The organism is Metasolibacillus sp. FSL K6-0083, from assembly GCF_038630865.1.
Classification (GTDB): Bacteria; Bacillota; Bacilli; order Bacillales_A; family Planococcaceae; genus Metasolibacillus; species Metasolibacillus fluoroglycofenilyticus.
Map to the genome: position 1 here is coordinate 2,330,534 of NZ_CP152046.1, position 15,401 is coordinate 2,345,934.

General features: G+C 38.4%; 16 protein-coding genes. 1 reads left to right on the forward strand and 15 read right to left on the reverse strand.

Annotated elements, in window-relative coordinates; all coding sequences use genetic code 11:
* Positions 1-25: 25 nt before the first annotated feature.
* The 14 genes from MHB51_RS10795 to MHB51_RS10860 form a co-directional block, all read right to left on the reverse strand.
* Positions 26-1,720 carry an FAD-dependent oxidoreductase gene (locus MHB51_RS10795; protein WP_342558140.1) on the reverse strand — a complete coding sequence of 565 codons (1,695 nt, stop codon included), beginning with the start codon at positions 1,718-1,720 and terminating at the stop codon, positions 26-28.
* A 360-nt stretch (positions 1,721-2,080) separates the two neighbouring features.
* Positions 2,081-2,644, reverse strand: coding sequence for a hypothetical protein (locus tag MHB51_RS10800; RefSeq protein ID WP_342471455.1), 564 nt, complete (start codon positions 2,642-2,644; stop codon positions 2,081-2,083).
* A gap of 244 nt (positions 2,645-2,888) precedes the next feature.
* The gene (locus tag MHB51_RS10805; protein WP_066170684.1) at positions 2,889-3,707 is read right to left on the reverse strand and encodes a metallophosphoesterase; all 819 of its coding nucleotides are present in this window, start codon (positions 3,705-3,707) and stop codon (positions 2,889-2,891) included.
* Positions 3,708-3,728: 21 nt separating this feature from the next.
* Positions 3,729-4,433 (reverse strand): hypothetical protein, encoded by a 705-nt coding sequence (locus MHB51_RS10810; protein WP_342471456.1) that lies wholly within the window; start codon positions 4,431-4,433, stop codon positions 3,729-3,731.
* Positions 4,430-5,140, reverse strand: a complete 711-nt coding sequence (locus MHB51_RS10815) for a hypothetical protein (protein ID WP_342471457.1) — start codon at positions 5,138-5,140, stop codon at positions 4,430-4,432. Before MHB51_RS10815 ends, MHB51_RS10810 begins: the two co-directional genes overlap by 4 nt.
* Positions 5,124-5,987, reverse strand: coding sequence for an ABC transporter ATP-binding protein (locus MHB51_RS10820; protein ID WP_342558141.1), 864 nt, complete (start codon positions 5,985-5,987; stop codon positions 5,124-5,126). Before MHB51_RS10820 ends, MHB51_RS10815 begins: the two co-directional genes overlap by 17 nt.
* 2 nt (positions 5,988-5,989) lie before the next feature.
* On the reverse strand, positions 5,990-6,361 hold the full coding sequence (locus tag MHB51_RS10825) for a GntR family transcriptional regulator (RefSeq protein ID WP_201261875.1): 372 nt from the start codon (positions 6,359-6,361) through the stop codon (positions 5,990-5,992).
* Positions 6,362-6,816: 455 nt separating this feature from the next.
* Positions 6,817-7,227 carry a Na+/H+ antiporter subunit G gene (locus MHB51_RS10830; protein WP_066170695.1) on the reverse strand — a complete coding sequence of 137 codons (411 nt, stop codon included), beginning with the start codon at positions 7,225-7,227 and terminating at the stop codon, positions 6,817-6,819.
* A complete protein-coding gene (locus tag MHB51_RS10835) occupies positions 7,205-7,489 on the reverse strand; it encodes a Na(+)/H(+) antiporter subunit F1 (RefSeq protein ID WP_066170698.1) in 285 nt (94 codons plus the stop codon). The genes MHB51_RS10830 and MHB51_RS10835 overlap by 23 nt, the downstream gene beginning before the upstream one ends.
* Positions 7,489-7,971: a Na+/H+ antiporter subunit E gene (locus tag MHB51_RS10840; RefSeq protein WP_066170702.1), complete on the reverse strand. Its 483-nt coding sequence runs from the start codon at positions 7,969-7,971 to the stop codon at positions 7,489-7,491. Before MHB51_RS10840 ends, MHB51_RS10835 begins: the two co-directional genes overlap by 1 nt.
* 14 nt (positions 7,972-7,985) lie before the next feature.
* Positions 7,986-9,467, reverse strand: a complete 1,482-nt coding sequence (locus MHB51_RS10845) for a Na+/H+ antiporter subunit D (protein WP_342558142.1) — start codon at positions 9,465-9,467, stop codon at positions 7,986-7,988.
* The gene (locus tag MHB51_RS10850) at positions 9,460-9,798 is read right to left on the reverse strand and encodes a Na(+)/H(+) antiporter subunit C (RefSeq protein ID WP_066170709.1); all 339 of its coding nucleotides are present in this window, start codon (positions 9,796-9,798) and stop codon (positions 9,460-9,462) included. The genes MHB51_RS10845 and MHB51_RS10850 overlap by 8 nt, the downstream gene beginning before the upstream one ends.
* 1 nt (position 9,799) lies before the next feature.
* Positions 9,800-10,222, reverse strand: a complete 423-nt coding sequence (locus MHB51_RS10855; RefSeq protein ID WP_066170712.1) for a Na(+)/H(+) antiporter subunit B — start codon at positions 10,220-10,222, stop codon at positions 9,800-9,802.
* Positions 10,212-12,611 carry a Na+/H+ antiporter subunit A gene (locus tag MHB51_RS10860; protein ID WP_342558143.1) on the reverse strand — a complete coding sequence of 800 codons (2,400 nt, stop codon included), beginning with the start codon at positions 12,609-12,611 and terminating at the stop codon, positions 10,212-10,214. The genes MHB51_RS10855 and MHB51_RS10860 overlap by 11 nt, the downstream gene beginning before the upstream one ends.
* 687 nt (positions 12,612-13,298) lie before the next feature.
* On the opposite strand from MHB51_RS10860, the gene MHB51_RS10865 reads away from it, so the two are divergent.
* Complete coding sequence (locus MHB51_RS10865; RefSeq protein ID WP_066170718.1) at positions 13,299-13,985, forward strand: histidine kinase; 687 nt, start codon at positions 13,299-13,301, stop codon at positions 13,983-13,985.
* A gap of 182 nt (positions 13,986-14,167) precedes the next feature.
* Here the strand turns inward: MHB51_RS10865 and MHB51_RS10870 are convergent, their stop codons facing one another.
* The gene (locus MHB51_RS10870) at positions 14,168-15,373 is read right to left on the reverse strand and encodes an MFS transporter (protein ID WP_342558144.1); all 1,206 of its coding nucleotides are present in this window, start codon (positions 15,371-15,373) and stop codon (positions 14,168-14,170) included.
* Between the last annotated feature and the right edge of the window lie 28 nt (positions 15,374-15,401).

Genomic DNA, 15,401 nt, shown 5'->3' on the forward strand with positions numbered 1-15,401 from the left:
CAACAAATATTTTTTGGCTGCCCTTTTATTTAAAATTATACTGTGTTACTATCGGTTCACGTTGCTTTGTGTAATCATTAAAATATTCATGCAGACAAATACCTAGAAAGGAGCCTGCCACATTTTTAATATTCGTAAAACCATTACCTTGTAATGCCATTACCGCATTATAGCTACGCTGACCTGAGCGACAATGGACGTAAACAGGAACATCTCGTGGGATTTCATCTAAACGGTCACGTAGCTCACTTAAAGGAATATTTTTAGCGCCCTTTATATGCCCTTGCGCAAACTCATTTATCTCACGCACATCTAGGAAGTAAGCCCCTTGTTCGACTAATGGACGCACATCTGAAACTTGTATTTGCTCATACTTGCCATAAAGTATATTCAGTCCAACAAGTGCTCCTATATTAACAACATCTTTAGCTGTACTAAACATTGGTGAGTAGCTTAATTCTAGCTCCTTTAAGTCCTCTAATGTACCCCCCATTGTAATAAGTGTTGCAATAACATCAATGCGCTTATCAGCATTCCCTTTACCAATTGCCTGTGCACCAACAATTTTTCCTGTTGGTACTTCAAATACCAACTTTAAATGCAGTGGGTTGCTACCTGGCATTAAGCCAACTTTATCTGGTGCAATGACATAAACACTATCCACCTGTAGCCCTGCCTGCTGTGCTGTACGCTTATTCAAACCTGTAGCTGCACATGCCAAATCGAAAATTTGGATACTAGCTGAGCCAATAACTCCTTTATTTAACTGCGTCATACCATATATATGGTTGGCTACAGCACGTGCCTGACGCTGTGCAGGTCCTGCTAATGCTAATCTTGTCGGCTTGTGCAAGAGCTGATGATACACTTCAATGGCATCTCCCACTGCATAAATGGCAGGGTCATTCGTTGCATAATGCGCATTTACTTTAATTCCTCCTAACTCTCCAAGTGCTAAGCCTGCCTCCGTAGCTAAAGCTGTTTCCGGTCGAACACCAATCGCTAGCACGACAACATCCACTGCTAGGCGCTTCCCTGAATTCAATGTAATATGCTGCTCCGCAATAGTAGCTAAGCCATCTCCAACAATAAGTTCAACACCTTTATCAGTCATTTCCTTATGCATAATTTGTGCCATATCTTCGTCAAATGGTGTCATAATTTGAGGAGCAAATTCAACAAGCGCTACATGATGCCCTGCCAAACGAAGATTTTCAGCCACCTCTACTCCAATAAAGCCGCCACCAATTACCGCAATATTTTGTACAGTATTACTTGCTATATACCCCTGTAGGTTTTGGATATCGACCACGTTGCGCACAGTAAAGACATGCGGTAGCTCAATACCATCAATTTGTGGAATAATCGGCCTTGCTCCCGGTGACAATATTAAATAATCATAGCTCTCTTCGTATTCCTCACCCGTCTTCAAGTTTTTTACTGCAATCATTTTACGCTCCCGATGAATCGCCACTACCTCTTGATTTGTGCGTGCTTCAATATTATATTTCGTTTGAAAGCTATGCGGATTCATTAGTATCAGCTTTTCACTATTTTCTACAATGCCACTCAAATGAAACGGCAATGCGCAATTAGAAAATGATACATGCGGTCCTTTTTCAAACATAATAATTTGTGCCTGCTCATCCAATCGACGGATACGTGCAGCTGCTGAAGCCCCTCCAGCAACGCCTCCAACAATTAATATCTTTTTTGTCATATCATCTATCTCCTTTAAAATGTTCTTAAAAAGAATTTATACCCCCATAGGTATTTTGTCAAGTAGAAAAAAAGGCGTCTGACATGCCGTGCAGTTACCGGCATATCAGACGCTGTCGAGCGAGGCTTTTTAAAAGTTTACCCCATAAGTTTACTTTGAAAATGAGTGAAACACAAGGTTCAGCAAGACTTGCCCCTAAAAAGCAGCCTCATCTTACATAATAAAATAAAAAACCAAATTTCATTCGGAAAAATCAGATAAAACCTGTGTTCTTCAATTTTCAAACCATCTTCTCACTATTTTCTCCAAGCATACCCTTTAGTCCAAAGCCAACAACTGCACGGCTTTAGGCACGCCCCTCTATTCTTCTACAACGATATGATTCACAGAAACATTAAGCTGCTGCACGCGATTAACAATTTGACGCTCAATCTTATAATCTACCAATCCATCTACTAAAATAGGCAATGTATATTGGTCATTGAAAGTGAATATAATATGGTCTTCCCGCTCTCGACCATTCGTTTTTTTCGTTAAATCAAGCTGCACAATTTCATCCCACGCATACTGCTTTTTTCCCTTTAGCCAATGCGAGCTTTCAATAAATTCATTATCTATATAAATATAATTCTTCGTCCCACTAACAAATAAGAAAAGAAACGCAATGATAGTAAAAATACTTAAAGCAATTTTAAAGCCTTTCTTTTTTATAAAATACATGGCAACTAAGCTGGCTGCAACAGCTATAAACGCTGAACTATAGACTGCTAGACTTGATGGTAGTGGAAGAAAAACAATTTTATCTGCATGGTCATAAAAAATCATCCCAATTGTAAACGGCGTAAAAAGAACAATGATTGGTGCAATTAAAGCAACTACAATTGCAAATATAATATAAAGAGTCCTTCTCTCTCGGTCCATCATATGAAAATCCCACCCCTTTTTGTTATATAATCTATATACGTCCCTAAAGAACAAAAGTTTCAGAATATTAAAATAGATGGAAGAAAAGGAAAGAACATGAAGCATCAAAACGCCCATACAGAAATCGGCGAGTACAGGTGCAAAAATAAACGCTTCACCACATTGACACGAGGTCCCAAAATTTATTCTCCAAAAAACTGGGGCTGATTGGGAAAGTAATACTCTTCCAATCAGCCCCAATGTACTATTTAGTAGCTCGTAGCTCTACCGTCACAATCTCTGGTAAATTAAAAATACGATATGGAACAACGCTATTGCCTAATCCTCTGCTGACAACCATTGTCGTCTCCCCGTCCTCATACGTACCTGCTGTATATTTTGGTAAATAGCCCTGCCCTGGCGCTACTAACCCGCCGATAAATGGCAGACGAATTTGCCCACCATGTGCATGCCCTGTGAAAACAACATCAATCGCATTATTCACATATGTTTCAAAACGCTCTGGTCGATGTGATAATAGCAGTGTAAATGCATCGCTCGGTACATACTTGTATGCCATATCAAGCATTTCCTGTGTCGTATAACCCATTAATGGGTCCTCAATCCCGGCAATCACAATTTGTTCATCACCATTCTTTATCGTCAACGCCCTATTCGGTAACACATGCACTCCTAGTTCTATTAATACTTCATAAATTTCCTGCATCTTTCTCGTGGCTACCTCATGATTACCAAGCACATAATAGACATCTGCAATATCCACAAAGCCTCTTACAGCATCTAAACTATTTTCTAAATGATAACGATTGCTGTCTATTAAATCGCCTGTAATGAAAATGACATCTGGATTGGTAGCCCGCACTTTTTCAATCAGTCGCCTCTGTCCCTTGCCAAATATTGCATCATGCAAATCTGTCACCTGTGTAATACGATAGCCATCAAAGCTTGCTGGTACACGCTCGGATTCATACACATGCTCTGTTACCATAAGCCATTTATTATTTACTTGTAAAAAAACATACATCGCAACAATGAAGATAATTAATTTTACTAACTTTTTCAAACTGCACCGCTCAATTCATTATTAATAATATATATATTGAATCATACCACTATTATCAATAATATTTATATGTTTTGGCACATTCAGATGAATTATTTGTTGTCCCATTCCATAATTAGAGTATCCTTCATTGTCAAAACGCTCATAATAATGTTCAATTGTCCATATTTTCGGGATGACACGATGATAGATTATTTCCCTATTTATCTCGGAAATCAATAATGTATCCTTCTCAAAATGTATTTGTGGTGCTGATATATTATTCGTTACATCAATACCTGAAAAAATAAATGGAAATTCATAATAGCTTGCGTAAACATCATTTGATGTCTTATCATCCCTCCATGTGACGATTACATGTGTTCCTAAAAACTCCATATTTGACTTTAATGTCAGCTCTTCATTTGTCACTGTAAAAGTCAATTGTTCCTTCAAATAATCGGAATTTATTTCATCAAAGCGCTTTTCTTGTACAAGCTGATTAAGATATTCGATTTCATCAAGCTTTTCCTTTATTTCCTTATCGGACAATATCGCTTTTTGTGCATTTGGTAAATAGGGAAAGCTAACTGTCGCAATTAACCCGATAACTACATATATAACAAGTAGCTTATAAAATCTCTCGTTAAATGTCGCTTGAAAACGTGAAAGGAGTCGCCCTACAACGTAGATAGTACCAAATATTACAAGACATACAACAGGGACTAATACAAAAATTGCCATCATCCTCGGCGCACCTCCTGTCGACTATTAATTAACATCGCTAATGCATAAAGTACACTTGCTATTACAAAAGTATTCAATATAAGTACTCTATAGTTATCCCCCACGAGCCAACCAAACACATCTTCTAAAAAGTAGGGTGAATAATAAATAAACAATAATCCGCTAATAACCGTCAACACTTTCGATAGATTGAATAATGTGCTTATAAAATACCCGACTGCTGATGCACAAAGCAATGCAAAATAGAATACAAAAAATGTGGATATATTCGGAACAAGTGTCACACCCGCAATATTTGTATTTAGGAAAAGCACTTTCACAAACTGCACAATATTATTCGTCATTATTGCAGTGACAGTTGCAATAAATAGCACAATACAAATAAATAAAATCATTGAAATATTCGTTGCTAATCTCGTCGTCGGAACCGCCAAATTATCCTTCTGTATTCTTTCTGACGCAAATATAGCGCAAATTGTAAAAGCAGTCATCATCGAAATACCTAATAACCCATCTAAACTATAAAAGTATTCCTTAATCATCAAATTATTCATACCGCTGCCACTCATACCGCTATTACCTGCTACTACCGAAATAAACAGCTGAATTAGCACAAATATCATGACAACATTACTATATGTTTCTAGCCTCCATTTCACCTGCGCTCCGATATTTCTTATAAGTGACACATTACTGAAATACATCATCAATACCTCCTGTTGTGCTAGCTGTCATATACCTACACGCATCGCTTACTGAAACAGGCTGCACTTGAATAGTCGATTGACCATCGAAATACTTTCGCTCTATAACGACCTCTGCTAATAACCCCTCTTGCTTTACAAACAAGGCATGGTTTCGATAAGGTTCTAGCTGTTCTGGCTGCCCTACAAGTCGCACTGCGTATTGCTGCATTTTCTCTAGCTCTTCATGGAACACCACTTGCCCATTATGAATTAACAAGATTTCTTCAATTAAGTGCTCAATTTCCTTCAAATGATGACTTGAGATAATAATCGTCCGTGGATATGCAATATACTCTTTTAAAATTGCACGATACATATCTGCACGTACCGCCTCATCCATGCCATTCATTGGCTCATCAAGCAATGTGATGGCACAGCGTGTCGCCAGCCCATAAATCAAATTAAATGTAGAACGCTGCCCCTTCGATAAATTTTGGTGTGAGCTATTCAGATGAATACCTACATATTGCAATAGCTTCTCTGCAAGCTCTTGCTGCCAATTTAGATAAAAGCGCCTAGCAGTTTTTAAAATTTGTGCAATATTGTCGTTTTGAGCAAAGGTCATTCCCTCCTCAATAAAAATGGTATTCGTCGCTGCCGTTATACTGTTAAATGGATTGCTATTGTAAATTCTCACTTTTCCTGCTGTCGGCTTTATATGACCCGCTAAAATATTGAGTAACGTAGATTTACCCGCACCATTACGTCCAATAAGTCCAATAATTTTATGCTCGTCAAGATGACATGAAACACCCTTGAGCACCTCTTTACCTCGGTATTTTTTCACGATATTTTCGCATCGAATCAAGGCTACTCCCCCCTCTGCATTTTCTGGACTAGCGCTATTAACTCCATATCTGTCAAAGCCAGACGCCGCGCCTCATCCACCAATTCTCTCGCAAGTTGCTGCAACGTTTCACTACGTCGTTTCTGCAAAATCATTTCTTTCGCTTGCTCCGTTACAAACATACCTAATCCCCTCTTTTTATATATAATCTCTTCTTCTAATAAGAGTGTTAGTCCCTTTCCAGCAGTCGCTGGATTAATATTGAACAGCTCCGCTAACTGATATTGCGAATACACTTTACCATCCGCAACAAGGCGCTCTGCCAATATTTCATTTTGCAGCCATTCGGCAATCTGTACATAAATAGGTGTCATCCCATCCATATTCAACTTCAAATTAAAACACCCCCTAATTAGTACATTAGTGTTGTAATGTACTATAAATAATTTTCATATTTTTGTCAAGTGCTGACGAAACATCGAATAGCATATTTCTGCTACATTCTCAACCGCGCTTCGTCAATGTAGATAACTTTCTATTTCATCTTCAAAAACTCTGAATTATCCACAATGAAACGACTTAACATATAAATCTCTCATCTTTTCCACAAAGTTATCCTCAATTACATTAGTTATACACACAAAGAATAGGGAATCAGTAAAAAATTATCCACAATTCAGAAATTTCGACATTTCCCCTCGTTATTTCTATAAAGTAAGATTTTTCAAAAAGGCGAAAACACTTTTACATACTTCAATGATTAAACAAAGGTATATTTTTACTTCTTCAAAAAACGGGGGCGTCCAAAATGCCTGCAACTGCACAGCATTTTGGACGCCCCCGCTCATAACTATTCTTTTGGTTCACGTTCAATTGGCGTTTCTTCAGTATGTTCAGGTACATTTGCCTCATCGCCGAATAACACAGGCTTTAATAAATCCTCGCCCGAGCCTTCAGCAAGTGGTACACGCGAACGATATGCTGCACGACAAACAAGATGTCCTGCAACAGGCGCGGTAATAAACACGAAAATAATTCCTAAAATTAAACGGATACTTACATAGCCATCATGGCTCCAAAAATAGAGAAATGCACCGGAAAGACAGGCTAAGACTGACAAAGTGGCGCTTTTCGTTGCCGCATGTGAGCGTGTATATACATCTGGAAGTCGAATCATACCAAATGCGCTGACAACGCTAATAATTGCGCCAAAAAGAATCATCAACACCCCTAGCCACTCAACGATTTGATTTACGCTCAACGATAACACCCCTTTCAATATACTTAGAAAATGCTATCGTTCCGATAAATGCTAAAATACCTAAAATTAAAATTGCCTCTAAAAAGGCTTTTGTTGTCAATAAAATAGATACAATGGCAATAGAAGAAATCAAGTTAACACCTATTGTATCAAGCCCAATCGCACGGTCTGGCATAGAAGGTCCTACAATAACACGATAGAGGAGAAGCGCTATCGCAATCATAAATAAAACGAGCGAAACCAACAGGATTTTCTCAATCATTAACGTGTCACCTCCATAATTGCCTTCTCAAATTTCCCAATGGAGCGAAGTAACGTTTCCTTTGACTCTTCTATATCCATTGCATGAATGTAAAACATATCGCCTTCCTCCGTCACTTCCATCACTACAGAGCCTGGTGTCAATGTTAACAGTAGTGCTAATACTGTAATTTCCCAATCTCCTCGAAGCACTGTACGATATGTAATAATACCAGGTGTAATTTTTAATTGTGGCGTCATAACTTGCTGAATAACGGCAAAGCTCGACAAAGTAAGCTCGCGGATAAAAAGCATAATAAGTTTAAAAACTTTAAACACACGACGTAAATAAAACTGTGTGCCAAAAAAGCGATGCATCGCATATAAGATAAAAATGCCGACTAAGAAACCAGCTACAAATGTTGGAAAGCCCGCATTAGGATCGTCCTTCAATAAAAACCATAGTGCTGCGATAAATAAATTTAAAATAAATTGACCGAACATAGTACGCCCTCCTTCTACTTAGCTCCAAGAATTGCTTCAATATAAATAGCTGGATTAGCTAAAGTTCGCGCTGCATCCTCTACATATAGCGCAATTCCCTCTGCACCTAAGCCAAGTGCGACTATACAAAACGCAAGCAACACAAATGATGCTGTCGCCCCTTTTGGAATAGGCTTTTTGTCCTCTTCACTGATAGACGTTTCTCCAAAAAACGCCGCTAGGAAAATACGAAGTAAAGAGTATAATACGATAATGCTCGAGCCGAATCCGATTGCTAATAAAACGTAAAAACCGCCTTCTATTGCCTGCTGACCAATTAACACCTTGCCGATAAAACCGCTTAAAGGGGGGATACCAGCCAATGCACACATGACAACAAAATAAATCCAGCCAAATAAAGGATAATGACGAATTAAACCGTTCATATTTTTCACAACAATCTCACCCGTTAAATACACCATCGTTCCAACAATTAAAAACAGCAAAGCCTTTGCCAGCATATCGTGAATCAAATAATAAATTGCTCCTGCAAAAGCTTGTTCTGTGCCAATTGCTAAGCCGATTAAAATAAAGCCCACACCGATAATTACATTATAGGAGGCAATTGTGCGTACATCGCGACCAGATAATGCACCTAAACAGCCAAGCACAATTGTAATTCCTGCCATTACGCCGATTAGCGTATGTGTAACAGTCGTATTCAATGCAAACATTAACGTAAATGTACGGAACAAGGCATAAATCCCAACTTTTGTTAAAAGAGCTGCAAATAAAGCTTGTACAGCAGTTGGCGGCACACTGTAAGAGCCCGGGAGCCAGAAAAATAGTAGCAATCCTGCTTTCAGACTAAAGACGATTAAAAATAAAATAGCAACCGTCGTTAATACAGGGTCTTGCCCTACTTCAGCAACACGCACTGCAATATGTGCCATGTTTAATGTTTTTAATGTACCGTATAAAAACGCAAGTGCCACTAAAAATAGCCATGAGGCAACAACATTAATAAGGACATATTTTAATGATTCTCTTAGCTGAAATTTTTCTCCACCAAGTGCAACAAGTACATACGAGGCCAATAGCATGACTTCGAAGCAGACGAACAAATTGAAAATATCACCTGTTAAAAATGAACCATTAACTCCTGCAATTAAAAACAACACAAACGGGTAGAAAAACATTCGCTCATGACGCTCCCCAATTGTAGAAAAGGCATAAATTAAACAAATTGCTGTAACAATATTCGCTGTCAGTACGAGGAGTATTGAAAATGAATCTGCCACAAATAAAATGCCAAACGGAGGTAACCACCCACTAAAGTCAATCTTCATAATGCCATTTGTCTGTACTTCAAGAAGTAAAATAAACGCAATGATGCTCACCGCAACAACCGTCACCAAGCTAACAATTCGCTGTAGGCGAATATTATGACGTAGGAAAACAAGTAAAATCGCTGTGATGATTGGAATAATAAGCGGTAATACAATAATATTACTCATCCGATGATCCCCCTAGCTTGCTGAAATCATCTGTTCCATTCGTACTATACATACGGTAGGCGAGTACTAAGACAAACGCTGTGACTGCAAGGCTAATAACAATTGCTGTTAAAATAAGTGCCTGGGGAAGTGCATCTGTATACGGTCCGTCCGACTGGCTTAAAAGTGGGACATCCCCCTTTTTCAAGCCACCAACTGTTAAAATAAGTAGATGTGCTGCATGAGATAACACAGCAGTACCTAAAATAACACGAATTACTGTGCGTGAGAGGATTAAATAGGTTGCTACTGCAACTAGAATTCCTACTAATATAATTATTAAAGACTCCATACTATTCATCCTCACTTATACTTAAAATAATTGTCACAAGTGTGCCGATAACTGTCAAAGCTACACCTGCTTCAAAAATCATTACCGTTGATAAATGTGTCTCTCCTAACAGAGGAAGCTGAAAATAGCGATCAGCCTGCGTTAAAAACGGCACATTGAAAAAAATAGACGTAATCGCAGTGCCTGTTGCTAAAAGCACGCCAAATGCCGCTACTTTTTTAAAGTCAAATGGCATTCCTTTATGAACCGTTTCAATATCGTATGTTAAATACAATAAAACGATAGCAGAACCAAGTACAAGACCGCCAATAAAGCCACCGCCGGGCGAGTTATGCCCTGCAAAGAAGAGATACATACCGAGCGTTAAAATAATAAAGACGACTGCCCTTACGACTGTGCGTAAAATGACATCATTAATTTTCAATATCCGTCTCTCCCTTCTTTGCTTTTAGCTTAATAAGCGAATATATACCTAAACCGGCAATAAATAATACAACGACCTCTAGCATCGTATCAAATGCACGAAAATCGCCTAAAATCGTATTGACGATATTTTTCCCACCCGCTAAATTATATGAATCCTCAAAGTAAGTAGAGATTGGAGCGAATTTCTCATAATGTAAAACCGTTAATCCAACAAGCGTTACTGTCGCTCCAACTAATATTGAAATGGTCGCCTTTGAAAATTTCACCGCACGCGACACATTTTCCTTCTTTAAATCAGGTAAGAATTTAAAACATAACAAGAATAGCGCCGTCGTTACTGACTCTACGACAAGCTGCGTCAACGCTAAATCTGGCGCTCGAAACACAACGAAGAAAAAGGCAACAGAATAGCCTAGCACGCCGTTTAATAAAACTGATGTAATTCGCCCTTTTGTGAACAATAATGCTACAGCGGCAAAGACCATAATGAATAGCAAAATAAACTCATAGTACTCGACTGCTGAATCATTTGCTGGACTCCAAACAAATGCATCGCTCAGTACAAAGTAGCCTGCCACAATCGCAACAAATATTACATAAATATAAATGAAATAATACGTTAAGTTACCATTCATATATAAACGAGTAAACCAGCCTGATTTCGACTCACTAAAGCCAATAATGCGCTCATAATAAGCATTTAATGTGTACTTTTGAGAGAATAGCTGATACACTGCACGCCATTTTGGCAATGAACGGTATAGTAAAATACCAACGATGATAACACCGATTGTCATAAATAGCTCTGTGCCTATATGCAATGCTTTAATTGGCACTGTCAATTCCTCCACTGGGAAGGTTGGATAAATACTTTGCATCGCAGGACCTAAAATATTGCGACCTAAAATATTCGGGAAGAAGAAAATACCGATAACAAAAGCAATTAGTATAAATGGCGATATTAACATGCCAATTGGTGCTTCATGAGGTGGCTTTTCTAAACGCTCCGGCTGAAGTTTGCCAAAAAACGTTCGCCCGACGATAATTACACAGTAAACGAAAGTAAATACGCTCGCTAGCCATGCGATAACAGGAAAGACGAAACCGAAGTTTTCAATAGAGAAGATATTTAATGTTAAAATATCCACAGTCGCTTTAAAAAACATCTCTTTACTTAAAAATCCATTAAATGGTGGTAAGCCAGCCATCGACATGCTTCCAATAATGGCAATTGTAAAGGTGAATGGCATTAATGCCATAAGTCCGCCTAATCGACGGATATCCCGCGTCCCTACTTCATGGTCAACAATTCCGACCATCATAAAGAGCGCCCCTTTAAAGGTTGAATGATTAATTAAATGGAAAAGCGCAGCAAATGTTGCCTGCGTATAAAGTAGTGACTCTTGGCTGTAACCGAGCGCGTGCCCAGCAGAGCCGAGGCCAAACAATGACATAATCAGACCAAGCTGACTAACTGTAGAATAGGCTAGAAGTGCCTTTAAATCGTATTGACGTACCGCATTAAACGAACCCCAAAACAATGTAACAATCCCGACTCCAGCCACCGTCCAAAACCATACTTCATGCCCACCAAATACGGGGGACATACGAGCTACTAAATAAATGCCAGCCTTAACCATCGTAGCTGAATGCAAGTAGGCACTAACTGGTGTTGGTGCTTCCATTGCATCTGGTAACCAAATATGGAATGGAAATTGTGCGGATTTTGTAAATGCACCTAAAAGGACTAAAATCATTGCCGGGATAAAGAGTGTATGCTCCTGAATCGTCCCTACATTTGCGATTAACTCACGTATGCTAAATGTCCCTGTAATTGTATATAAAGTTAAAAAACCTGCAAGCATTGCGACGCCACCTGTGACAGTAATCGTCATTGCTTTGCGTGCGCCAGCACGAGATGCCTTACGATGATGCCAAAATGCGATAAGTAAAAATGAGGATACGCTTGTTAGCTCCCAAAATGCATAAAGCACCATTAAGTGGTCTGAAAAAACAACGCCTAGCATAGCACCCATGAAAAGTAATAAGTAGCAATAAAAGTGGTGAAGTGATTCCTTCGTTGATAAATAAAAAATCGAGTACAAAATGACTAAGCTACCAACTCCGGTAATAAGCAAACCAAAAATTATGCTTAGCCCGTCCAAGTAGGTTGTAAAGCTTATGTTAAAAGAGGGGATCCACTCATAAATTTTTGTAAATGTTTGTCCATTTGCTATACGAGGGATATATGTAGTTAATATACTAAATAAAACAACTGGCACAGCTAATACAAGCCAACCAATATGTACTTTCTTAAAGCGCCTATATATAAACGGAATAGCAGCCGCCATTATAAACGGTAAAAGTATTGCAAGTTCAACAATCATACGCCAAAACCTCCTAAATTCAGACTCGTGCACTTTTTATAATGATTCAGCAAAAAACTTCCGCTTCTATGGGCTATGAAATGAATGCTTTATTTACTTTAATTCAGCGTGTATACATTCGCTGAAAAAGAGGAACTCAGTCTAAGAACATCGCATACTAAGATAGCGACTGAGTGACCAACATCATGTTGGCCCAAACCCTGACGGATATAACAGATTTTGAAAAGAGGCCTGTGTGATGCGGGTCGGTTAACCGCAGTCGTAGAACGTAACCGTTTTAGGTTTACTTCCACCAAACAGCTCATGAAAATCTGGATTAACTACGCCAAGACGCAATTGATAATAGCTTTAAAACCTTTAGCTAAAACATTGCTAAAAACAAGTTTTTTTATTCATTATTCTTTACGTAATTATTTTAAAGCAATTTGTTGCCAATTCACTTGACTAACGCTACAACTCATAGCATAATAGTGTGTCATAAAGAGCACAATCTATTTTAGTCAAATTAATTTTTTATATACAGTGCCCTGAGCAAATCAAAAAAACATCATATAAGAAAAGTATACACTAGAATATGGCGAAATGCACTGTAAGGGCTTCGATTTTAGCTCATTTACACTTGATTTTTCAAAGTTTGATTACGTGGGTGCCGTGTTTACAAATATAATAAAGAGGTGCAAAATCATCATGAAGCATGTTAAAAGCAGAATGGACGAAAGTATTTTAGTTTGTGTATATTACGGACTTAATGGCGAACGTCTAATCCGTCGAGGACATAAGCTCGCGACATTACTTGACTGTCCTCTATATGTTTTAACAGTAGATGCCAAACCACTCGATGCATTCGACGCTGAAAAGTCAGGTTACATTGAGCATTGGCAGCAACTGACAAGTGAGTTAGAGGTGGAAGATTTTATTATCCGTGATAACGAAAAGCTACCAATTCATAAAGTTATTACAGAAGTAGCAATGCAATATAATATTACACAAATTATTGTAGGGCAAAGCGCTCAAAGCCGTTGGGAAGAAATTACGAAAGGCTCGTTCTTAAACGTTTTACTGCGTGAAATTCCTTTTGTTGATTTCCATATCGTAGCGGTAAAGCGCCCAACAGAGGATGAATCATTAGATATTTATGAAAAAGGCATACGCGCTTATTTAATTCATGAAAATGAAGAGTATAAAGTAGCCTTCACCTGCCCAAAATTTGCTCATCTTGAAGGCATCTTTTTCAAGGAAATTGGCACAGATTTCGACAATGGTATTTTTAAATTTACGTATGAGCGTAAAATGCATGAATTGGATATCGTAGAGGGAGTAGTAACAGACCCTCATATTATTCCAACACAATGCAAGCCTTCACTAACTCGTTAAACAAAAATAAAGCGTCCAAAAAGCCGTTTGATTGTCGGCATTTTGAACGCTTTTGTTGATGTTTCATCTCAAAAAAATAGAGAAAGCTTTCTTTGAAAAAGAGAGAAACACTGATTTCAGCGATATTTCTCCTTAGTAAAAAAGCGCTGTTATAAAAATCGGACAGCCCAATAGACTTTCTCTTATGCTTCAGCATTTGCTGCTTTATCCCTTGGTAGCAGAAACGCCACTAATAGTAATACAGATAAGCAGGAGACGCCTATAATTGTCGGTGTAATTCCGTATAAATCAATTAGCTTACCTGTAGCAATAGCGCCAATTGCTCCCATTCCAAACGAAAGCCCTACTGTTAAACCTGCCATCGTACCAATTTTACTTGGCACAAGCTCCTGCGCATAAACAACCGTCACTGAGAAACTAATCATAATTAATGTACCGATAATGATGAGTAGTACTGGTACAAGCCATAGAGGCACATACGGCAATATTAAGCAAAAAGGCATTGGTGCTACTACCGATAAAAGAATGACATTTTTACGCCCAATACGGTCTGATAAAGGACCTCCAAAAAATGTACCTACGACACCGCAAGCCATGAAAATAAAAATAAAAATTTGCCCTACTGTAATCGTCAATCCATACGTTTCCGCTAAGTAAAATACATAAAAGCTCGTAATATTTGTCGTATAAAAAGAACGAGCAAAAATAATAATAAATAACAATAATAAAGCGATACTCACCTGCCTTTTCGTCAACGGTGGCAACGATGAAATAAGCTGGCGTTTTACCTTTGACAACTTTTCTGCCTCTAGCTGTGCCTTATACCACTTAGCAATTTTTGTTAACATCACAATACCAATTGCCGATAAGGCTAAAACAATAGAGGCTCCCTTCATACCGAATGGTAAAAGGATGAAGGCACTAATAAGAGGTGCTAATGCCTGTCCCGAATTGCCTCCTACTTGATAAATCGACTGTGCTAAGCCGCGCTTCGTTCCAGCGGCCATATAAGAGACACGCGAACCTTCAGGATGAAAGACCGCTGAGCCAAGCCCTAAAAACAACACGGCAATTAAAATCATCCAATAGCTACTTGCGACAATTAGCATAGCCACACCGATAAACGAGCTAACCATTCCTATTGGCAAGGCAAATGGCATCGGTTTTTTATCTGTAATAAAGCCAACGACAGGCTGCAAAACAGAAGCAAACATATTTAACACAAAGGATATTAATCCTAATTGTGTAAAGGTTAATCCTAAATTATCCACTAAAAGTGGGAACATCGCAGGTACAACAGACTGCATTGTATCGTTAATTAAATGACAAATGCCAATAGCGACCATCATCGCGTAAATTGGCTGATTATATTTAGTGGTTGTATTCATAATTCATATTCACGCTTTCTATGCTGTA